Annotated in this window: 17 protein-coding genes; 8 read left to right on the forward strand and 9 right to left on the reverse strand. The window is 29.4% G+C overall.

Going from position 1 to position 22,631, the window contains the following annotated elements; all coding sequences use genetic code 11:
* Positions 1–7: 7 nt before the first annotated feature.
* Positions 8–1,609 carry an urea ABC transporter permease subunit UrtB gene (gene urtB / locus AANAER_RS00255; RefSeq protein WP_129081287.1) on the reverse strand — a complete coding sequence of 534 codons (1,602 nt, stop codon included), beginning with the start codon at positions 1,607–1,609 and terminating at the stop codon, positions 8–10.
* A 63-nt stretch (positions 1,610–1,672) separates the two neighbouring features.
* A complete protein-coding gene (gene urtA, locus AANAER_RS00260; RefSeq protein WP_129081288.1) occupies positions 1,673–2,953 on the reverse strand; it encodes an urea ABC transporter substrate-binding protein in 1,281 nt (426 codons plus the stop codon).
* Positions 2,954–3,167: 214 nt separating this feature from the next.
* Here urtA and AANAER_RS00265 point away from each other — a divergent pair, with 214 nt between their 5' ends.
* The 3 genes from AANAER_RS00265 to AANAER_RS14925 are packed head-to-tail and all read left to right on the forward strand — an operon-like array spanning position 3,168 to position 7,918.
* On the forward strand, positions 3,168–6,941 hold the full coding sequence (locus AANAER_RS00265) for a ligand-binding sensor domain-containing protein (RefSeq protein ID WP_129081289.1): 3,774 nt from the start codon (positions 3,168–3,170) through the stop codon (positions 6,939–6,941).
* A gap of 4 nt (positions 6,942–6,945) precedes the next feature.
* Positions 6,946–7,758 (forward strand): tetratricopeptide repeat protein, encoded by an 813-nt coding sequence (locus AANAER_RS00270; RefSeq protein WP_129081290.1) that lies wholly within the window; start codon positions 6,946–6,948, stop codon positions 7,756–7,758.
* 1 nt (position 7,759) lies between these two features.
* Positions 7,760–7,918: a hypothetical protein gene (locus tag AANAER_RS14925; protein ID WP_164969321.1), complete on the forward strand. Its 159-nt coding sequence runs from the start codon at positions 7,760–7,762 to the stop codon at positions 7,916–7,918.
* Positions 7,919–7,945: 27 nt separating this feature from the next.
* Here the strand turns inward: AANAER_RS14925 and AANAER_RS00275 are convergent, their stop codons facing one another.
* Positions 7,946–10,573 carry an ATP-binding protein gene (locus AANAER_RS00275; RefSeq protein ID WP_129081291.1) on the reverse strand — a complete coding sequence of 876 codons (2,628 nt, stop codon included), beginning with the start codon at positions 10,571–10,573 and terminating at the stop codon, positions 7,946–7,948.
* A 71-nt stretch (positions 10,574–10,644) separates the two neighbouring features.
* Here AANAER_RS00275 and AANAER_RS00280 point away from each other — a divergent pair, with 71 nt between their 5' ends.
* From AANAER_RS00280 to AANAER_RS00300, 5 genes are all read left to right on the forward strand, one after another.
* A complete protein-coding gene (locus AANAER_RS00280; RefSeq protein WP_129081292.1) occupies positions 10,645–11,703 on the forward strand; it encodes an ATP-binding response regulator in 1,059 nt (352 codons plus the stop codon).
* On the forward strand, positions 11,700–12,374 hold the full coding sequence (locus AANAER_RS00285) for a response regulator transcription factor (RefSeq protein ID WP_129081293.1): 675 nt from the start codon (positions 11,700–11,702) through the stop codon (positions 12,372–12,374). Before AANAER_RS00280 ends, AANAER_RS00285 begins: the two co-directional genes overlap by 4 nt.
* 43 nt (positions 12,375–12,417) lie before the next feature.
* The gene (locus AANAER_RS00290) at positions 12,418–13,476 is read left to right on the forward strand and encodes a GIY-YIG nuclease family protein (protein ID WP_164969322.1); all 1,059 of its coding nucleotides are present in this window, start codon (positions 12,418–12,420) and stop codon (positions 13,474–13,476) included.
* Positions 13,477–13,548: 72 nt separating this feature from the next.
* Positions 13,549–15,429, forward strand: a complete 1,881-nt coding sequence (locus tag AANAER_RS00295) for a methyl-accepting chemotaxis protein (RefSeq protein WP_129081295.1) — start codon at positions 13,549–13,551, stop codon at positions 15,427–15,429.
* Positions 15,430–15,450: 21 nt separating this feature from the next.
* Positions 15,451–17,496, forward strand: coding sequence for a sensor domain-containing protein (locus AANAER_RS00300; protein ID WP_129081539.1), 2,046 nt, complete (start codon positions 15,451–15,453; stop codon positions 17,494–17,496).
* A 29-nt stretch (positions 17,497–17,525) separates the two neighbouring features.
* Here the strand turns inward: AANAER_RS00300 and AANAER_RS00305 are convergent, their stop codons facing one another.
* The 6 genes from AANAER_RS00305 to AANAER_RS00330 are packed head-to-tail and all read right to left on the reverse strand — an operon-like array spanning position 17,526 to position 22,520.
* On the reverse strand, positions 17,526–17,912 hold the full coding sequence (locus AANAER_RS00305; RefSeq protein WP_129081296.1) for a 4Fe-4S dicluster domain-containing protein: 387 nt from the start codon (positions 17,910–17,912) through the stop codon (positions 17,526–17,528).
* A gap of 53 nt (positions 17,913–17,965) precedes the next feature.
* Positions 17,966–18,427 carry a GNAT family N-acetyltransferase gene (locus AANAER_RS00310; protein ID WP_164969323.1) on the reverse strand — a complete coding sequence of 154 codons (462 nt, stop codon included), beginning with the start codon at positions 18,425–18,427 and terminating at the stop codon, positions 17,966–17,968.
* The gene (gene clpX / locus AANAER_RS00315; RefSeq protein WP_129081298.1) at positions 18,411–19,664 is read right to left on the reverse strand and encodes an ATP-dependent Clp protease ATP-binding subunit ClpX; all 1,254 of its coding nucleotides are present in this window, start codon (positions 19,662–19,664) and stop codon (positions 18,411–18,413) included. The genes AANAER_RS00310 and clpX overlap by 17 nt, the downstream gene beginning before the upstream one ends.
* Positions 19,654–20,481 (reverse strand): SIR2 family protein, encoded by an 828-nt coding sequence (locus tag AANAER_RS00320; protein ID WP_044419187.1) that lies wholly within the window; start codon positions 20,479–20,481, stop codon positions 19,654–19,656. Before AANAER_RS00320 ends, clpX begins: the two co-directional genes overlap by 11 nt.
* Entirely contained in the window at positions 20,474–20,983 is a 510-nt protein-coding gene (locus tag AANAER_RS00325; RefSeq protein WP_129081299.1) for a thioredoxin domain-containing protein, read from the reverse strand. Before AANAER_RS00325 ends, AANAER_RS00320 begins: the two co-directional genes overlap by 8 nt.
* Entirely contained in the window at positions 20,973–22,520 is a 1,548-nt protein-coding gene (locus AANAER_RS00330; RefSeq protein ID WP_052502769.1) for a sigma-54-dependent Fis family transcriptional regulator, read from the reverse strand. The genes AANAER_RS00325 and AANAER_RS00330 overlap by 11 nt, the downstream gene beginning before the upstream one ends.
* Positions 22,521–22,631: the final 111 nt, after the last annotated feature.

Raw genomic sequence — 22,631 nt, forward strand, 5'->3', positions numbered from 1 at the left:
TTCCACCTTAATCTTGAGCATCTCGACCTTTTTGAGGGAAAAGCCCTCTAGGTCTTTTTTGAATAAACAGAATTATAAATACAAGTATAAGAACTTTTGCTAGAACTGCTCCTGCAACAGGTTCTATAAATTTGTTGATTTCACCAAGGGTAATTGCTCCAATTAGTGTTCCCCATAAGTTACCGACTCCACCAAATACAACAACCATAAAACTATCTACAATATAAGCTTGTCCAAGATTTGGTCCTACATTTGTAAGTTGAGATAGAGCAACTCCGGCAATCCCTGCAATACCGGAACCTATACCAAAAGTCATGGCATCTATAAAAGAGGTTTTAATACCCATTGCCTGAGCCATTTGTCTGTTTTGTGTAACTGCTCTAACTTTTAGTCCTAAAGAGGTTTTATTTAGAACAAGCAAGATTCCAATAAAAACTAAAATAGCGAAAACAATTATGTATAATCTGTTGTATGTAAGTGATAAAGCACTGTTTATCTCCCAAGTTCCACTCATCCAAGAGGGAGTTTTCACCTCTTGATTTAGTGGAGAGTAGATTGTTCTAACTAATTGTTGTAAAATCAAACTAATTCCGAATGTTGCAAGAAGAGTTTCCAACGGTCTTCCGTATAAATGTCTAATCACAAGTCTTTCTATAATAATTCCCACAAGACCGCTTACTATAAATGCAACTGGAATTGCTATTAAAATCGAGTATTCAATTAGGCTTGGCATAACTTGTTGCAGAGTATAAGTAGTATATGCTCCAATCATCATCATTTCACCGTGAGCCATATTGATTACTTTCATAACCCCAAAAGTAATTGCAAGTCCTATTGCTGCAAGAAGCAGAACAGAGCCTAGACTTAAACCAAAAAATGCTTTTTCTACAACTGAGTAGTAAGATCTAATTGTTTGAATAGAATTAAGAGAAGAGTTTGCACTTTTTACAAGCTCTTTTGAACTGTTTTTATTGTTTATTATCTCTTTTAGAGTGATTATTGTTTGATTTGAAAGGTGATCTCCAAGTTTTTTTACGGCATCTAACTGTTCTTTGGCAGTACCGTATTTTGCTATTAAAATAGTATTTGCCTCTTCTAAAATCTCTTTTACATCACTGTTTTTTTCTTTTGTTAAAGCTTTAGAGATAAGTTCTTTATCCTCTTTATCCAAGTTTTTTAAAATATTTTTAGCTGAAAGCAATCTTTTTTTTACATCTTTTGAGAATAGATTCATTTGAGCTAAATTGCTTTTAATAATACTTCTTAATTTATTGTTTGTTTTTACTTTTTTAAAATCTCTTCTGTTTTGAGGTTTTAACTCTTTATTATCAAAAAAGCTTTTTGTAAAGTAAGTGCTGCCCTCTTTTTTCTCCAAGATTACAAACTCTCCTGAATCTTTTTTATAGTATAAATCTCCATCTTTCATTTTTGTTAGAAGAAGGTTTGTTCTCTCATCTTCACTATATTTTTGAACTAGCTGCTCTACAACTTCTTGTTTAGCTTTTAAGCTGTTTGTTTTTAATTCTTCAACGTCTTGTTCAAAATTTGCAAAGAGTGAAGTGAAAAAAAATAAATTAAGAAAGACTATTTTTAGTAGATTATATTTCATAAATAATACCTTTTGTAAGAAGAAGAGGAATTAGTAGGAGATAAATTCCTCTTCTTTTGTTTTTTAGTAGTTTTGTCCTGAACATTTTTTAGTAACTGTATTATAGTTACCGCAGTTAATTGGAGCTGTCCAGTCAGATATTACATCTTTTGATGCAGGCAAAAAGTCTGACCATGCATCACCGTCAACCTCTTTTTCTGTTTGCCATACTGTTTCAAATTGACCGTCTTCTTGGATTTCACCGATTAAAACAGGTTTTGTTAAGTGGTGGTTTTTAAGCATTTTTGCAGTTCCGCCTGTTAAGTTAGGAACTTCAAGACCGATTATTGCTTTACTAACTTTATCTACATCTGTAGTTCCAGCTTTTTCAACAGCTTTTACCCAAAGGTTGAAACCTATATATGTAGCTTCCATAGGGTCGTTTGTAACTCTTTTATCATCTTTGATAAATTTATGCCAGTTTGATATAAACTCTTCATTTTCAGGAGTATCAACACTTTCAAAATAGTTCCATGCAGCCAAATGTCCAACTAAAGGTTTAGTATCTATACCTGAAAGTTCTTCTTCTCCAACCGAGAATGCAACTACAGGGATATTTTCTGCACTAATACCTTGATTTCCTAACTCTTTGTAAAATGGAACATTTGCGTCTCCGTTGATTGTAGATACAACAGCTGTTTTTTTACCCGCAGATCCGAATTTTTTAATTTCACTTACTATACTTTGCCAGTCAGAGTGTCCAAACGGAGTGTAGTTAATCATAATATCTTCTGCTTTAACACCTTTAGCTTTTAAGTAAGCTTCTAAGATTTTGTTTGTAGTTCTAGGATAAACATAGTCAGTTCCCGCTAAAACCCATCTTTTTACACCGATTTCATTCATTAGATAATCAACTGCAGGAATTGCTTGTTGGTTTGGCGCAGCACCTGTATAAAATACATTTTTAGATGACTCTTCACCTTCATATTGAACAGGATAAAATAAAAGTCCGTTTAACTCTTCAACAACAGGAAGAACAGATTTTCTTGATACTGATGTCCAACAACCAAATGTTACGTCAACTTTATCTTTTGTAAGTAATCCCCTCATCTTTTCGGCAAATAAAGGCCAGTTTGAAGCAGGGTCAACAACAACAGGTTCAAGTTTTTTACCTAAAACTCCACCTTTTTTGTTTTGCTCGTCAATAAGCATTAAAACAGTATCTTTAAGTGTAGTTTCAGAGATTGCCATTGTTCCTGAAAGAGAGTGTAAAACACCGACTTTGATTGTATCCGCAGCCTGAGCTAAAGTAGTCATAGCAACTATTGCAGCAATCGATAGAGATTTTGCAAACATCTTCTTCATATTTACTCCTTTTGATTTAAATATCAGATTTGATATTCTTTGGAAGAAGTATAAAAAAGTAGTGTTGTTTTAGTGTTGCTTTTTTTTAGGATAAAAAAATTTTATGTATAAAAATTAAACATGAAATAAGCTTTATAAAATAATCAAATCATATATTATCTATATTTAAATTATTTTTATGTAATATAAGCAAAATTTTTTTGGGACTAAAAGAATGGGTAATGAATATAATGTAATAGAAGAAGCAGTAATAACTTGTGCGTGTGGAGGGAAAGTAACTCTAACTTCAACCGTACCGAATCTAAAAATTGCAGGTAAAAAACCTTTATACCTAAAAGATATATTAGGAGCCCCTGTTTCTTGTCCCAGAAGTATAAATCCTTGTACCAAAGTAGCTAGTATCTCAACAGCAGGAACAGAAGTAAATGTATCTGCAACAGGTTTAACCTATCTTCTAAGAACAGATGGATTTAAAACAGATAAAGGAAGAGCAGTAATTTTGAAGAATCCTGGACAGGGAACTTCAAAAATTTCATCTATTCCAAGCTTAGAAAATCAAGACGTTGTTGCAGAAGAAAAAGCTTTAAAAGAAGAAAATATTAAAATAGAAGAAGAGGTAAAAACAAAATATGAGCTTTATCTTTTAAGAAAATCAGGAGAGGTATATAAACCAATACGCCCATCAAGAGCCTTTAGAAAAGCAGATGAAACCTATGTGAATAATCAAAAAGAGAGTGATTTTGATAATATCTATTCCCATACTCTAGCCTTTGTATATTTAGTAAAAAATAATGAGTATATAGAATACAAAATTTATAACAGCGGTGGAGTAAATGCTGAAAGAGTAAAAGATATATATTATCATGATACAAAAAATGAAGTTTTAAGAAAATTTATCCCTTTAGAAGAGGATACAAGCTATAAAGTTTATTATAGTAATTTCCAATTAAAAAGTTTAACTGATATACAAAAACTTCCAAAATTAGAAATAAATCCAAAAACATTAGGTAAAAAAAATGGGATCTATATAAAAGATATTGATAGTATAGATAAGAATGAAATTGAACAAAAACTCCTAAATGCCCAAACTCCAAAAAATGGAGAAAAAGATTCAAATATAATAGTAGGCTTTTTAGAAGATATTATAGGAGAGATTGAAGATTTATATGAAGAGTATTATACAAACTATAAGTTAGCCTTTAGTCATAATAAAAAAATCTTTGATGATATAAAAGAGAAAAATTCATATGCTTATACCATTGCTAATATAGTAGATTATTTTTATGTTTCCTCTAGTGAAAGTAAAGAGTATAGAGATAACCTCTCAATTTTAAAAAATTGCTATAGTAAATTTGTAGAAATGATTTTTTTTGAGAAGAGACTTTATAACTATGTACTTGATTTAAAAGACATAGAAAATATTGTTCATAAAGATACCAATAAAAAAGCTTTTTCCTTTTATAAAATGTTAGAAAATTATAAGAAAAACTTTTTCTCTTTTACATACCTTTTCCCTTCTAAAAGGGATACCGTTGGTAACTCAGCATTTAGATATACAAATGAGTATATTCGTAGTATTCCCTATATGAAAAATAGATCAACACATAGCAAGTTTATAATGTACCAAAATCTTTTTTATCATGTAGACCAAAATCAAGATACTAAACCTCTGATGAAATTTACAGGTAATGATGATTATACTTTGGTAAAAAAAGATGCTAAACAAGTTTTAGCTCATATAGTATTTTGTTTGTTCTTTTTAGATGATTTTGAAGAGGATTTAAAAAATCTTATAGATTATTCTAAAGTAATACAAATAAGAGATGAGTTTTTAATAGCATACAGAAAAATAACACCTTTACCAAAAATTGGAAAAAGTAATATCTCAAATATAAACGAGTTAATAGAAAAGCAAGAGTTTTATAATCAAACAGTTTTAAAACAAAATGCTGCACAACAAGAGAATAAAAACTTTATACAAAAACTCTTTTCAAGTAGTGAAAAGAATAATAGTTTTTTAGAAGATTATAAGCAATTGGATAATCATCATATTATGAAATCCTTCGATTACTTTTATAAAGTAAGTTTTAAAAGCAATCTACTATACACACCTAATGATATTCAATACTATCAAGAACAAGCCGTTACTTCTCCTAAAAATATATTAAAAACTATTAAAACAAAGTTTCAAAAAGGAGACTTAGAAGAGTTACTTCTAAAATATCAAAGTTGTAGTATAGATAAATTTGAATATGTTGTAGGTAGTATGAATATTATCTATTCTCTTTGTTCTACAAAGATAGATTTAGATGAAGAGATAGAAGTAAACGGGATATTTGCAAGTGAAGATATTCAGTACCTTTTAACTTTTACCGATGATATAGTAGATAAAAGAATAAAATTAGAAGATGCGGACAAAGAGCTTCTTTTAGGGGAATATCAAATTTCAGAATATTTTGATGAATATCTTATTAAACAACTTTTAAATGAATTACTTTTTTTAAAATCAAATGATACTGCTAAAGCTAAAGCACAAAGTTTTTTTAATAAATATCAAAATTTAGCAAAAAAAGCTATGAGTGAAGAAAATGAGAAGATAGAACCTTTGGATTTAGATAAAGATATAAAAAAATTAGAGAAAGAGTTTTATTCTGGTTTAAAATTTATCTCTGGAGTAACAGACCAGATTGATAAAAGTTTGGATAAGTTTTTGGAAAATATTAATCAATACAGTGAATATGGAGATAAATTAATATCAAAATCAAGAGCTTTACAATTAGGCTTAGCTTTTAAAGGCTACTCTTCTATGATGGCAATTGCCTCAATGAAAGAGTATATTTATGATAATACAAACAAAGATATAAAATCAACAATAGGCTTTGTAAATGATTTTGCAGGATTAAATAGTGCTTTAATAGGAATAATGCAAAACAAAGAGTTTGGCAATATAGCACAAACTTTTTTAGATAAAATATATAAAAATCAAGCTAATAAAAATATAATAAAAAATCTTGCAAACAATGAATTTCTTGCTGGTGCAGGAAAATCCTTTGCTAAAGTATCAGCATATGCTGTGATAATCATTAATGCATTAGATGCTATAAAATATAAAAAAAATGAAGACTATGATGCTTTAACGGCAACAGTTGGAATGGTAACTTTAAATATTGTAGCTTTATTTGTAACTAGCGGTACTCCTCTTGTTGTATTTGTATCCTTAAGTTCGATTGCTTATGCAATAGTTATGTTAAAGCTTGAAGATAGTGCTTTTGAAAGTTATTTGAAAAGATCATTGTTTTATAAAGATAATATATATTTAAAAAGTAAAGATAAAAAAATAAATGGGTTCCCAGCAAAATATCTTTTAGAAACAACAAATAGAAAAGAAGAACTAGAATCAATAAATAGTGAAGGTTTTACAAGTGCTAAAAAGATAATTGATTTTATAGGAGAAAACTATGAAACAAATGAACTATACTTTGATACAGCATTAAAAAATGAATTAAGCTTTTTAAAATCTTCTTTATATGGATATAAATTAGATAAAGAGAGAATAAAAAGTTATCAAAAAGTAAAAACAGTAAATGGTTATGAGATTAATTTCTATGTTTATGAAGGATTAAAGATTCCAAAAATCATTGCAGATGATAAAGAATTTAAACTTTTCTTTTCTCCTTATAAAGATGAATATTTGGAAATAAATAAAACAGTATTAATTGATAATAATGGTGTATTTAATTTTTTCCCAGAAGAGAATTCTTATTTTCTTTTAAATAGTTTTACAAATAAAATAAAAAGAGAGAATCATAGCTCATATATAATAGTTACAAGCTCATTAATAGATTTAAAATATAAAGTAGAATTTAAAGATCTAAATAAAATAGCAACTTCAAATATAGTACCAAAAATGGATTGTGCAATAGAAATAGCATCTTTGGAGCAAATAAGCTTTGAACCAAATGATGAACAATTAATAAAAAGGAAATAATTAAATGATAAAAATAATAGTTAAGCTACTAATAATAGGAATAATAAGTATAAGTTTTATAGCTTGTGAAGATAAAAAAATAGAAGAAAAAGAAGTTAAATTTACTCCAAAGTTACTTATGCCTGAAGTTAAAGAAGAATATATAAATAAATATTTTAAATTGAGTCAATTATATAATGCCAAAGACGACCCAATCCCAGCAATGAAAATAGGATATGCCTATTCAGAAAAGTTGCATGATTATGAGAAAGCCTTAGAATGGTACAAATATGCTGATTCTATGATTCCTTTAGGTGAAAATTCTTATTTTGCTTGTTATGCTTTACAACAATTAAAAAGATATGATGAAGCTATATCTTGGTGCCAAAAAGCTATTGATTTAAAATGGGATGAAGCTTTATTTAGAATGGGGAAAGTATTAGAACTTAAAAAAGAATTTAATCAAGCAATAGAGTTTTATAAACAATCATTTGAAAAAAACAAAGATAAAGTAGCAGCAAATAATTTAGGACTTATTTATTCTTTAGAATTAAAGAAATATGATGAAGCAGAACAATGGTTTAGAAAATCAATTCAAGAAGGGTATGAATTAGCTTATAAAAACTTTGCAATTTTTTATCATAATAGCTTTAATGATGATATAAAAGCTTCAGCTTATGCAATAGCAGTAATAGATACAAAATACACAAAATCATCAGTATTAAAACTACTCCAAAATGAAATGAAAATCCCAAATGAAACCATAAAAAAAGGATACGAACTTCAATTAACTTCAGATGAATTTCCTATTAAATATAAAGGTGAATTAGGATTGTAAAATGAATAAAACTATTGCTATTTTAATTGTACTTATTGTTTTTTTGGGTGGAAGATATATTATTCAAAAACAACATGAACAAGATAGAGAACAAAGTATGAGAGGAGCAGTTTTAGATGCACAAAATCCAAATTCCCCCTTTTATATTGGAGATAAGTAAACTAGGTATTATTGCTTTAGATAATTTCTAAAATTTTGAACAAATATTTACAATTTCATTAAATTGGAATTTTTTTACTAAATCCTCTATAAACTCTTTTGTATAGGGGTCTACTTTTTGTTTATTTAAAATTTCAAGTATAGAGTTTCCGTCTAGTTTAATTGCAAAGTCATAAATCTTTCTTGCAAGATTTTTATTTAGAATTATCTCTTTTCTTGTTTTTTCTTTAACTTTCTCATACTCAAACTCAAGGTTTAAAAATTTATTTAAAGTTTGGGCTATATCTTTTTCTTCAAAGGGTTTAGGCAGGAAATCATCTACTTTATTGTTTAAAGCTTTTTGTCTGTCATCTTCAAAAACATTGGCTGAGATGGCAATTATAGGTATATTTTTTGTTTTTTCATCTTTTTTTAATATTTTAGTTGTTTCCAAGCCGTTTAAATTGGGCATTAAAATATCCATAAAGATTAAATCAAATTTTTTATTTTTACAAAGTTCAAGCACTTCAAGTCCGTCTTTTGCTTCATCTGTTGTTAGATTATATGAATGTAGAAGCTGAATCAGTAAATCTCTGTTCTCTTTCGTATCATCGGCAACTAAAATATTAAACTCTTTTTGCTCTTTTACTTTTATAATTTTATTCGAAAAGTTCTCTTTTTCTTCTACTTTATCTAATTTTCCCACCTCGATATCAAAACTAAAACAGCTTCCCTCGTTCTCTTTGCTTTGCAAGATAATTGAGCCGTTCATTTTTTGTATCAACTCTTTTGTAATAGCAAGACCTAGTCCCGTTCCTTGGTGTTTGTGTTTATTCTCTTCTATTTGTTCAAAGGGTTTAAAGATTTTCTTTTGTTCTTCTTTATTCATACCTATTCCGCTATCTTTTACTTTTATAAGAAGTTTTGGGGATTTATAATCTACTCTTACTTCAATAAACCCTTCATAGGTAAATTTATGGGCATTTCCAATAATATTGATTAGGATTTGTCTTAACCTTTTTTCATCACATTTTATATATTTGGGAACCTCTTTTGTTATATGTAAAGAAAATTTTAGATTTTTATCTTCACATCTTGAAGTAAATATAGTTTTAAGATCATCTAAAAGAGTATAAAGGTTAAACTCTATTGGTGTTATTTGTATTTTTCCTGCTTCAATTTTTGCAAATTCCAGAATTTCATTTATAAGTGAGAGAAGATGCTGACCGCTTTTATATATCGTATCAAGGTTCTGTTTCTCTGTTTGGTTATAAGAGTTTGATTTTTTAAGCAGAGTTGCAAAGCCCAAAATAGCATTTAACGGAGTTCTTAATTCATGGGACATATTTGTTAAAAACATAGATTTAGATCTGTTTGCTTTTTGGGCTTCCATAGTTGCTCTTTTTAGTTGATTCTCATGCTCTTTTCTTTTTGTTATATCTGAAAAAACAACAACTGAACCTTCTAAAACCGTAGAGTTATTACTGTAAATGGGTGTACTAACATAATCAATAGGAAACTCTTCCCCCTCCTTTGAGATAAAACTCTGCTCCTCTTTTGAAATAAGCATTAAGCGCTCTTTTTGTTGAGCTGTTTTTCCAAAAAGATGTCTACCTATAGTTTTATTTATATATTGTCCTATTAACTCTTTTGAACTATAGCCTAAAATTTTTGAAGCAGTCGGATTTGCAAAAATAAATCTTCCTTTTGCATCAAGTCCGAATATTCCTTCACCTGCCAAATCAAGAAGTCTTTTATTCTGTTTTTGTGATTCCATCAGTTTTATTGCATTATCTTTAAAGACTTCAACTGCTCCTATCATCTCACTTACTTCATCCATAAAGACTTTTTGAGGTAAATCTATATTCATATCGTTTTTTGCCAGTTTTAACATCCCTTTATTTAACATTTGCACAGGATGTATTATTCTATAAAGAATGATAAAAAAGAAAGAAAATACAAATAGAATAATCAAAAACAGAACAGCCAAAGAGAGATAAGTTTCCATTCTTTTTACGGTTTCATGGGCTTCATTTACTTTTGCCTGGGTTCTTGTTTCAAAAGCTTTATAAAATTCGTTTAAAGGTTTCATAATGGCAATTTTTGCTTTATGATACTGCTCTCCGTGCATAATTTGTCTGGCTAAAGCAAAATCAGGCTCTTTTTTTATAGTATAGTTTCCGTTTCTATCTTGAAAAATTCCTTTAATAGCGTTCATTGCTTTTGTTTCAAGGTAGGTTAAATCATCCGATTCTTTTTGGGATTTATATAAAAGTTCAAGCTCCTCTTCGGGAAATCCTGCTTCTTTCATCAAAGTTCTTAGGGCAACTTTTTGTCCGTCTAAGAGAGGTTTTGCCCCGTCTAAAGTATAGAAATCCCAGAATATTCTATTATAGTGTTTGGGTCTTGGTTTAAGACCGTTTCTTATATCCAAAACAGTATGAAACTGCTCCTTAAACATCTCTTTACCCGTTATTACATGGGTTCTTGCCATTCTTGTCAAATCATCACTGCTTTGTCTTAATTCATCTGCAAGAATCAAAGACCGATGCTGCATTTTATAGGCATTTTCAAGCTGTTTAATGGCATCTTGGTATTCACTTAAAATAAATACGACGCTAAGCAAAGCGGCACTGTTTATAAGTAGTAAAATAATAAATAGTTGTTTAAGTTTCATACAGGTTGTCTATTTTCTTTCTCTTTTTTTAAGTTATAATAACTAAAAAGCGGGTTTTAGAAGATAATAAAATGAATAAAAAATATACTATACTTGTAGTTGACGACAAATTGGAAAACCTTCAATATCTTGATAAAATTTTAAAAGATGAAGATTATGATATAAGAGCTACACCTGATGCTATGATGGCATTGGAAGCTTCAAAATTAAATAAACCAGATCTTATTTTACTTGATATAAAGATGCCTAATATTGACGGTTATGAACTTTGTTCAATGATAAAAAAAGAGGAAAACTTAAAAGATATCCCGATTATTTTTATTTCCGCTTTAGACAATGTAGAGGACAAGGTAAAAGCTTTTGAAGAGGGTGGAGTCGATTATATAACAAAACCTTTTGAACCAAAAGAGATTAAAGCCAGAGTAAAAACCCAGCTTCAAATCCATAAAAGCAAACTTATGATTGAAAGACTTTATGAACAGCAGGATTTGTTTGTAAAAAAGATTATGCATGAGATGAATACTCCTGTTTCAATAATCTCTTTAAATAGTGAACTTTTGGAAAAAAAATATGGGATTTTAAAAGAGATAGATGCTATTAAAGCCTCTACTAAAACACTCTCTTCTATTTACGGAGATCTCTCTTATAAAATTAAAAAACATACAAGAGAGTATAAAATATCACAAATAAATCTTTTGAATTTCGTAAGTTCAAGAGTTCTTTTCTTTGATGAACTTGCAAATATCAAAGATATAAATATAAATATTGAGTGTAGTGAGGATTTTGATGTTTTTATAAACAGATATGAACTAGAACGGCTAATCGACAACACTTTAAGCAATGCAATTAAATACAGTAAAGAATCAGGTGAAATAAATATCTATTTTGGAAAAGAAAACAAGAATTATCTTCTTGTCATCGAGGATTTTGGGATAGGTATTGAAAAGAGTGATCTTGTTTTTGAAGCTTATTATCAACAATCAAATAAAAAACTAGGTTTAGGTTTAGGTTTAAATATAGTAAAAGAGATTTGTGATAAATATAAGATAAAAATAGAAGTCAAAAGTGAAAAGAACAGAGGTACGAAGTTTATTTTTAATATAGATTCAATAGTGAAGAAAGAGATATGAAAATATTTTTATTAGAAGATGATTTTTCATTAAACAGACTTATTTGCAACGCTTTAGAACAGAAAGGTTTTTTTGTTACAAGTGTAGATGACGGATATGATGCCATGACGCATATTTTAAACAATAAATATGATTTGTATATTCTGGATATAAATGTGCCCGGTTTTTCAGGGCATGAGGTTTTAGAAGAGATTAGGAAAATAAACAAGAGTCTTCCTGTTATAATCGTAAGTGCCCAACTTGATATGGATAATATTTCAAAAGCGTATGATTTGGGTTGTAATGATTATTTAAAAAAACCTTTTGAACTTGAAGAGCTGCTTTTACATATAAAGTATCATATAAAAACCCTTTATAAAAATGATATAGATAAAGATATTATTGATCTAGGATACGGCTTTAGTTTTGATTTAAAAGATCAAACTCTATATAAACATGAACATGAGATAATTTTAACCCAAAAAGAGAAACTTCTTCTTACTTTGTTTATTCATAATCTTGATAAAACGGTCAGCTCTGAAATGATACATGAATATGTCTGGGATAATAAAGAGATGGAAGCCGTTAGTATGAGAAGTATGATTCATAAACTGCAGAAAAAACTAAAAAGCGGAATGATCGTAAATATAAGAGGCGTAGGTTATAAACTTATGAAAAAAGAGTTTACTTAAATTCTTGTAAAAAATAAAGAGTTTTTATGTTAGAATGACTCTCTTGACAAAGAATGATTACTTACTTAATATTTTTAATTATAAACTATATAAATATATAAATAAAACCTATATACGGTTTATAGACGACTTAATAGAAGAAAATGATTTAAAAAAATTTAATATAAAAACATCGTTTTTGGATAATTATAGAAGAAGTAGATTCTATAATGAAGTTTTTCTTATAACAAGCAGCGGAAATATAGAGTTTTTGCATAAACAAAATCTTATAAAGTTTGTTTATTGTGACAAATGTGAGATTAATTCTCTTCTAAATATAAATATTAAAAATCAAAAAACCTATGAACTTATAAAAGTTTTAGAAATACTTCAAAAAAAGTTTTTTATAACAAACAATATAAGTGATATTAAATATATCCAGCATAGTGATATTTTAAATATGCATAAAAAAGTATTTAATACTTTTTTGTCTAAACCTATAATTAGTCTGATTTTAAATAATACTGCATATAGAGACAGAGATAACAATATTCATAAGTTATCCTATCTTACTCCCAAAAAATATTTTTTAAACTATATAAGAATAAAACGCATATTAAGTAAATATCCTCTTGCCACGGATGAATTAATAAAAAAAGAGTTGAAAACAGAGTTTGATATAGATATTTCAACGGTTCAAGTCTTTAAAATAAGAAAAAAATATTTTATTCCAAGTAGGACTCAAAGAGTTCATGAAAATAATTATGAGAGTTTTGAATACTATTTCAGCAGACCAAAATTGCTGATTAATGAAAATTTATTAAAATATAAAAACAGTGAAGCTGTTTATGAATTAATCAGTACTTCAAAAATAAATTATACCTACAAAGAGAGCTATACTGTATATATTGGATCAACAAAAAATCTTTATAAAAGACTTAACGAATATATAAACAGTAAAGGTCATACCCCTAAACTAAGAGCTTATATAAAATCCAACCTTATCTACTTTCGAGCCGTAGAAACAAAAAATTATAAAGGGCTTGAAACCACCCTGCTAAATAAGTTTATAGACTCTTTTGGCGAACTACCTCTTCTTAATAGCAATAACTCAAAAAAATAATTTCTTAACCTTAATGAAAAGATAAGATAAGATAAGATAATCGGTTATAAATAATTAACAGGAGTATAAAAAATGACCAATAATATTTCAACAAAAGCTAAGCTTATGTCATTTCCGTTAATGTTTTTAGTAATAATTATCATTTCTATTGTTACTTTTAGTTACTATCACAATTTATCAGAAAAAAGGAATAGTGCAGCTTTTAAAACTGAATTATTTATACAAGATCTGCTGCGAATACGAATTCTTGCAAATCAATTTCTAATGAATCCTAGTGAAAACAGATCAAAAAAAACGATAAAAAGTTTGGAACAATTAAATAATAAAATAATAAATTTTAAAAAGAGTTTAAGTCATAAAGAAAACAGAAATCTTTGTGATGAGATACTAAAAGCCTCAACGCAGTATTTAAAAGATTTTAAAAAACTTTCAAAAGAGGAGTTTTTAAATAACAACTCTTTGGCAAAAAACAATAAAGAGTATCTTTTTTTGATAAAACAGATGGTTGACTCTTCTAACAAATTAGAAGAGTTAATGCTTAAAATAAATAAAAGTGCAACATTATTGAAAAATGAATCTATAGAGACTATGGAAGAGGTATTAATCTCTATGGCAGCGGTTTTTATAATTTTGTTTTCTATTTTGTCTGTTTTTATTTTAAAACAGATTATCTCATCTTTGGATGATTTTAAAGAGGGCTTGGAGAGTTTCTTCAAATATTTAAATAGAGAAGCCAAACAAAGCAAACTTTTAGATGATAAAAGAAAAGATGAATTCGGTGTTATGGCAAAAATGGTTAATAGCAATATCTTAACAACGGAAAAATCTATTCAGGAAGACAGAGATGTTATTCAAAAAGTTATTGATGTCTTATCTGAACTTGAAAAAGGTGATTTATATCAAAGAGTAAAAACAAAATCATCAAATCCCGCTTTACAAAAACTAATATCTTTGTTAAATGAAATGAGTGAAAATTTAGAATCAAATGTTGACAGAGTTTTAAACATATTAGATGAGTATTCAAATTATAAATATAGAAACAAAGTTCAAACAAACAACTTAAAAGAGCATCTTTTAAGATTGGCAACAGGAGTTAATACTTTGGGTGATTCTATTACCCAGATGCTTATTGACAATGAGTCAAACGGTATTGTTTTAGGAAAAAGTTCAGACGTACTTATCCAAAATGTTGATGTTCTAAACAGAAATTCAAATGAAGCCGCAGCAGCTTTGGAAGAGACCGCAGCAGCTTTAGAAGAGATTACGGGAAATATTGTCAGCAATACGCAAAACGTAGTCAAAATGTCCGACTATGCAAAACAGTTGAGTAACTCTGCAAATGAGGGACAAAACTTAGCTTCAAAAACTACTTCTTCTATGGATGAGATAAATGATAAAGTGAACTCAATAAATGAAGCTATTGCAGTAATCGATCAAATTGCATTTCAAACAAATATTCTTTCACTTAACGCAGCAGTCGAGGCGGCAACGGCAGGTGATGCAGGTAAAGGTTTTGCGGTAGTTGCACAAGAGGTTAGAAATCTTGCTTCAAAATCGGCAGAAGCTGCCAAAAGAATAAAAGATTTAGTAGAAGATGCAACGCTAAGGGCAAATGAGGGTAAAAAAATAGCAGATGATATGATTGAAGGTTATGAAGGATTAAATGAAAATATAAAAAATACCTTGGAAATTATATCTGATGTTGAAATGGCAAGCAAAGAACAATCCACAGGAATAGAACAGATAAATGATGCGGTAACCTCTTTAGATCAACAAACCCAGGAAAATGCCCAAATTGCTACACAAACCCATGAGATCTCTATGGAAACGGACAAAATAGCAAAACTGATTATTACAAGCGTAAATGAGAAAGATTTTATAAATCCAAGCAAAAAAGATGAGTTTAAAAATAAAAAAGAAGACTCAGCTTATTTAGAAAAAATCGTATTGTAGTTTGGAAATAAGAGTTTGAAAATGGTACAAGAGTATAAACAAGGGAAAAAAGAGATAAACTCTTTTAATTTTATTATTGATGAAATGGATGCTTTGGTATATGTTATTGATATACAAAGTTATAAAATCTTATATAGTAACAAAAAATGTGAGGACGAATTTGGTGATGTTGTAGGAAAAACTTGTTATAAGGCTTTGCAAAAAAATAGAGATAAACCTTGTATTGAGTGCCCTTTAAGTGACGAAAATAACAGAGTTTTGGGAAAAAGTTTAAAATGGGAGCATAAAAATACACTAAATGGGAAAACATATCTGTTTAGTGACAAAATTGTAAGAGACAATATTACAGGCGGATTAAGTAAAGTACAAGTGGGGATAGATATCTCAAAACAAAAAATATTAGAAGAGGAGATACTTAGACAACAGAGTAAAACTTTAGAGACTTTTGAAGAACTTTTTAACTCTACTATTGAGGGATTGATAATTTATGATAGAGATAAAAAGTGTATAAGAGTCAATAATGTGGCTCCTAAATTGCTTGGATATAGTGCCGAAGAGATGATAGGAATGGATGCCCTTGATTTTATAGAAGAGTCTTCTTGCCCTCTTGTAAGCACTGTTATCGAAAAAGATGAACAAGAGCCTTATGAAGTCTTTATGGTAAAAAAAAGCGGAGACTCTTTTCCTGCTCTTATCAGAGGTAAAAATATATTATTAAATGATGAAAAAATTAGAGTCTCTGCAATAATAGACATAACACAAATAAAAGAGAAAGAGGCAGAGGTCTCAAGACTGGCATATTTTGATGCTTTAACTTCTTTACCTAATAGAGTTTTATTTAAAGACAGAGTAAATTTATTGATTTCCAAAAGTGCAAGATATAAAACTTTCGGAGCTTTTCTTTTTATTGATTTGGATTATTTTAAAACGGTAAATGATACAAAAGGGCATGATATAGGGGATAAAATTTTAATTGAATGCTCTAAAAGATTGAAAAAAATTATCAGAAGTTCAGACTCTTTGGCAAGGTTTGGAGGGGATGAGTTTATTTTATTGATAGATACTCAAAAGATGAATAGATTTGATGCCATTGACAGTATAAAAACGGTTGCAAATAAAATACTTAAAATAATCAGAAAACCTTTTATAATTGAAGATAGTCAATATCAGTTGAGTGCAAGTATAGGCATATCTATTTTTAATGATGAAACCTCTTTTGAAGAGCTTTTAAGAAAAGCAGACGGTGCTATGTATTATGCAAAAGAGAAAGGACGGGACAATTTTAGTTTTTTTGATCCTTTATTGCAAAAAAGTTTGGATAGAAAAGCTATTGTTTTAGATAGATTAAGAGAAGCAATAGCTTTAAACAAAATAGAAATAGCTTATCAAAAACAAGTCGGCTTAAACAAAGAAGTAATAGGTGTAGAAGCTTTAGCTAGGTGGAATGATGAGAAACTGGGGTTTGTGAGTCCTGCAGAATTTATCCCTATAGCTGAAGAGGGAGGATTGATTATTACTTTTGGATATTTTTTAATTGAAGAGGTTGTAAAAGTTTTAAAAGAGTGGGAAGACGATGAAATAAAGTCTAAATGGAGAGTCTCTATAAACGTAAGTTTAAGTCAATTTGAAAAAGATGATTTTGAATTTTTTTTAGAAGATATAATCTATAAATATAAAGTAAATGCGAACCTTATACGGTTGGAAATTACTGAAAGTCTGCTTCTTAAAAACAGCAATAAAGCAGTTAGAAAAATAGATTTTTTAAAAGATCTGGGACTTACAATCTCTATTGATGATTTTGGAACAGGTTATTCCTCTTTGGCATATTTAAAAAAGCTCTCTATAGATGAACTTAAAATTGATAAATCATTTATTGACGATATAGTTACGAATGAGAGTGATGAAGCTATAGTAACGGCTATTTTAGGTATTGGGAATAAATTCGGTTTTGATGTTATTGCCGAGGGGGTTGAAACAGAAGAGATGCATGAAAAACTTTTAAAATTGGGATGTAAATATTTTCAAGGATATCTTTTCTTTAAACCAATGAGTAAAGAAAAGTTATAAAAAGGCTTCTTTTTAAGAGGCCTTTTTTATTAAAACTCTTGAACGTTTGCAGCTTCTTCTCTATCAGCCATTGGAATATCTGCAATAAATTTTTGTTCTTTAACGCTTGGTAGCATTAAACCTTTTTTCTTGTGTACTCTAATTTTATAAATACCTTCTTCATTTCTTTGTTCATAGTAGTCGTTGAATTCAGCAGTATAAGGCATATCCCAAACAATTGCACCTTCTGTAGGACATGCTTCCGCACATCTTGGAGCATCTGCATGATCAACACACTCAACACATGATTCAGGTTTTACATAAAAATAGTCTTCATTTGGATTTTTTTCATTTCCTTCTTCCAAAATTGCTGCTACCGGGCATTCTGGAGCACATGCTTCACAACTAATACACTCTTCAGTAATTCTAACTGCCATTTTTCATCCTTCGCTTTAAAATATGAAAAGAAGATGCAAAATCTATTCCATCTTTAATTTAGATGGTTATACCAAGCAGATAAATTACTCTTTTTAAAGGATTTTTTTAAATAAAACTCTTTTGCTGAGGTATTGTCATTATCGCATACAAGCTGCATTCTTTTTATATTGTGTTTTAGGGCATATTTTTTTAGATATTCAAAAAGGTACGTTCCTATTCCCATATCCCGGTAGTCATCAGATACTATAAAATCCTCAATCAAACCTGTTTTGGCTCCGATTGCAGTGGAGATTATTGTTTGCATGGTAACCATGGCAACAACTTCTCCCTCAAATTTTGCAATTACAACAAGAGATTCTTCTTGTTTTAGAAGTAGTTTTAAACCTTTTTTATGCTTTTTTTTATCAAAAGTGAAATCTTTTTCAATAGAAAAAAGCTGTTTAAGTAGAGGGATTAAAGAATCAATATCTTTCTTCCCTGCTTTGCAGATGCTAATATTATTTTTTAATATCACTATAGCTTATCTCTTTTTTATCAGAACTTTTTTTCTCATTAGGGTCTTTATATACAAGCTCAATCTCTTCTTCTTTTCTTATATAGGCTTTTGTAATTATGCAAGAAGCAAGATTGTTTTCTGAAGGTATTGTATATTGCAGAGGCAACATTATTCTTTCGATTATTCCTCTTAAACCTCTAGCTCCTACATCTTTTTCTACTGCAATTTCGGCAATCTCTTCCAAAGCATCATCACTAAATTCTAAATCAACTCCGTCAAGTTCAAAAAGTATTTCATACTGTTTTGTAATAGCGTTTTTAGGCTCTTTTAGTACTCTTATAAGATCCTCTTTTGAGAGTTTATCAAGTTCAGCAATTACGGGAATACGACCGATAAACTCGGGAATAAGACCGAAAGATATCAGCTCTTTCGCTTCTATCTCTTTTTTCTCAATCTCTTCTTCTTTTCCGTTTACAAATCCCATTACGGCAGATTTTTTCTTATCTTTGTCTTTTCTTAATCCTACAAAAGCACCGCCGCAGATAAATAAAACATGGGTCGTATCAAATAGAACAGTTTCAGCAGTTGAATTTTTTCTACTCCCTTTTACGGGAACATAAACATCCGCACCTTCCAAAATTTTTAGAAGACCTTGTTGCACTCCCTCTCCGCTTACATCTCTACCGCTTGTTGCACTTTCGCTTTTATTGGCTATTTTATCAATCTCATCAATATAAACGATTCCTCTTTTTGCTTTTTCCAAATCAAAATCGGCAGCAGCAAGAAGTCTTGAAAGTATTGACTCAACATCTTCTCCCACATACCCGGCTTCCGTTAAAGCCGTTGCATCTGCAACCGCAAAAGGGACATCCATGATTTTTGCCAAAGATTTTGCTAAGAGTGTTTTCCCTGAACCGGTAGGTCCTACAAGCATAATATTTGATTTTTCAATTTCAACATTTTTTACTATAGGTTTATCTATTCTTTTATAATGATTATATAAAGCAACGGAAAGAACTTTTTTTGCATCATCTTGACCAATTACATACTCATCTAAATGCTCTTTTATTTTAATAGGGACATTAAGCCCTTTTTGAAACTCTTTTTTTGAAGTTTGAAGAGCCTCTTTTTCTAAAACCGTAGCGCACATAGTAATACATTCATCACAGATATGGGCAGTTTCACTACTAAATATCTTCTTTACTTCTTTTATCTCTTTACCGCAGAAGTCACAGGTACTTACTTTATTTGCCATGATTATCTATAAATTCATTAATGCTCATTTTTATATTTTTAAGTGAATGAGTTTTAATAAATTTATCCTCTTTTTTTGTTAATTCTTCTTTGTTTAAAAGTGTGATTCCACTTTTAAGTCCTATGGTTATCTCATTTGCTACCATTCTAAAAGTATCTTTTGAAAAATCTACACCCATAAAAAGATACTCTTTGTCTTTTCTATACTCTTTTAATATAGGGGGAATTGCATAACCTCCCATTGCTTCAGTTAGCCAGTCCACAAAATCGGCATCGGAAATGATAAAGTTCATATCAGGTTTTGTTGAACCCATAGGTTTAAAAAGAATCGGTAAATCCAAAGTCAAATCCTCTTTTTCTATTTTTTCATATTCACCTTTTGAAACTTCATATTTATAAATGATAAATCTGTCGTAATCTGCAGTTATTCTTGAAATACCTGTTATTAAAAAGTGATCACAGTCACTATATATTTTTTGTAGAGAATCATCTACTGTAGTATCAATTATATATTTAGGTTTTAAATCTTTTAACCATTTGTATGCTTTTGGAAGTTCATACTCTTTTGAACTAAAAATATGATTTGTCATTTGAACGACAAACTCTCTACCTTTTCTTTGTTCTAAACTCATAGCAGCTCGGCTGTACTCATACATAAGTCTTGGACTCATTGCTCTTCCGTTGTTTAGTGCCAAAATCATAGAATCACTGTCATATGGTAACTGTGTACCGTCACTTGCAGTAGTTCCTTCAAAAACACCCATTCCTAAAAAGGGAATCAATTCTCCCTCTTCTATTTTTTTTACTATATCATCCATGACAACCAACTCCTGTGTAGGATTGATATACCTTGTTAAGTTCTACTCTAACTCTTTCCATATCAAGAGGTGTTTCCAAATTTTCAGGTATATCAATATGATAGATAGCTCCATCTTTACCAATAATAAATAGAGCTTTTGTTAATTTATTTTTCATAGAACCACTTACAATTTTTGTTCCGTACATATCTCCAAACTCATTATTTACATCAAAAACAGGAATTATTTTTTTGAATTTGGGTAATTTTATGGGTTCATTGAAGAAAATATAGGTAAAAATTTCAACTTTTGCTTCATTCATAAATTCATCGAAAAAAAGTATCTCTTCTTTAAAGTTTTCAAAATCGGGATAAGATAGAAATATCTGAATAGTTCTTGAAGGGCTTGCTTTTTTTATAGTAAACTCTTTTTTTTCTATATCTTCAACATCAACATCTTCTGCCATATATCCAATATCTATTATTTCATCGGTAATATCAAAATTTTCATTTTTATAAATCATTTTTTATTCCATATTTTTTTATTTTGTAACCTATTTGTCTAAGTGTTATTCCTAACTCTTTTGCTGCGTGTGATTGATTGAAATTGTTATTTTCAAGTGCGGTTTCAATCGCTTCTTTCTCTATTTCGTCCAAAGTTTTGTTTTCCATAGGAATTGTTTTATACTCTTTTTTCAAGTTATCGTCATTAAGTGCAGGAAGAAGAAGTAGCATATCAAATTTGTTTATTCCCTCTTCATTTCCCATTAGAACTATTCTTTCTATTGTATTTTCTAATTCTCTAACATTTCCGGGCCATGGGTAATTTGCTAAAATTTCCATTGCTTCATCTGTTATTTTTACTGCTTTTTTATGATTTTTTATTGCCCTCTCAAGGAAAAAATTAACCAACTGTTTAATATCTTCCCCTCTTTCTCTTAAAGGAGGAAGATCAATAGGAATTACGTTTAATCTATAGTATAAATCTTCTCTGAATTTACCCTCTTTTACCATCTCTTCAAGATTTCTATTTGTTGCGGCAACAAGTCTTACATTTACTTTTATTGTTTTGCTGCCTCCTACTCTTTCAAACTCTCTTTCTTGTAAAACTCTTAAAAGTTTTACTTGGGCAGAAGCTGAAATATCTCCTATCTCATCAAGAAAAAGAGTCCCTCCGTCAGCTAATTCAAATCTACCTTTTCTGGTCTCTTTTGCATCTGTAAAAGCACCTTTTTCATGTCCGAAAAGTTCACTTTCAAGAAGGGTATCCGTAATTGCGGCACAATTTAATTTAATAAAAGGTTCATCTTTTCTTTTACTTCTTTTATGAATAGCCGCTGCAACAAGCTCTTTTCCTGTTCCTGTTTCTCCTCTTACTAAAACCGTAACATCTGATTGAGCAATTCTTTGAATAATCTGAAATACTTGGTGCATTTTAGGGCTGTCGCCTATAATATCTCCAAAGTTGTGTACTTTTGAATCCCACTCCATTTTATAATAGAGTTGAAGTTCGGTTAATCTCTCTTTTTCTCTTATATTTAGTTGGTACGAGTAGATAGATTGAGCAAATATTGAAGCAATAATCGTTAATATTCTTATGCAATCATCAAACCCTATTTCCGTACTTTTTGTTAAAGCTGCACCTAAAACACCGATAGTTTCATCTTCAACTAATAAAGGCACGGCTACATATGATAAATTATTAAAATCTTTTTTCCCTGATTTATTTAAAAATAGAGAATCACTATGGATATTTTCTACTACGACAGGCTCTTTTTCTTGGGCTGCCATTCCCGTAACACCCTCACCTAGTTTATAATTAGATAGTTTTTTTTGTATTGATGAAAGTTCAGCAGAGGCAAATACAGTCAAAATATCATCTTCAAGTAGATGAATTGTACAGTTTGTTAAATGCAGTGAATTCTTTAAAATTTTCATTGATTTTTCTAATGAGGTTTTTAAGTCATAATTATTTGCCATCATTAAGGCAATATCGTAAAGAGTAGTTAATTCTCTTGTTGTAAGACAGAACTCACATGCGGATTTATCCATTAATGCCATTACTAAACTCCTTTTGTAGTGTAAATATTAGACTGTATATTTTGTATATTATAGTATAAAAATTAGGGTATCTAGTAGAGGTTTTTGTCTATTAAATACCCAAATAAGTTA

It is taken from the genome of Halarcobacter anaerophilus, from assembly GCF_006459125.1.
In the GTDB taxonomy this organism is placed as follows: Bacteria; Campylobacterota; Campylobacteria; order Campylobacterales; family Arcobacteraceae; genus Halarcobacter; species Halarcobacter anaerophilus.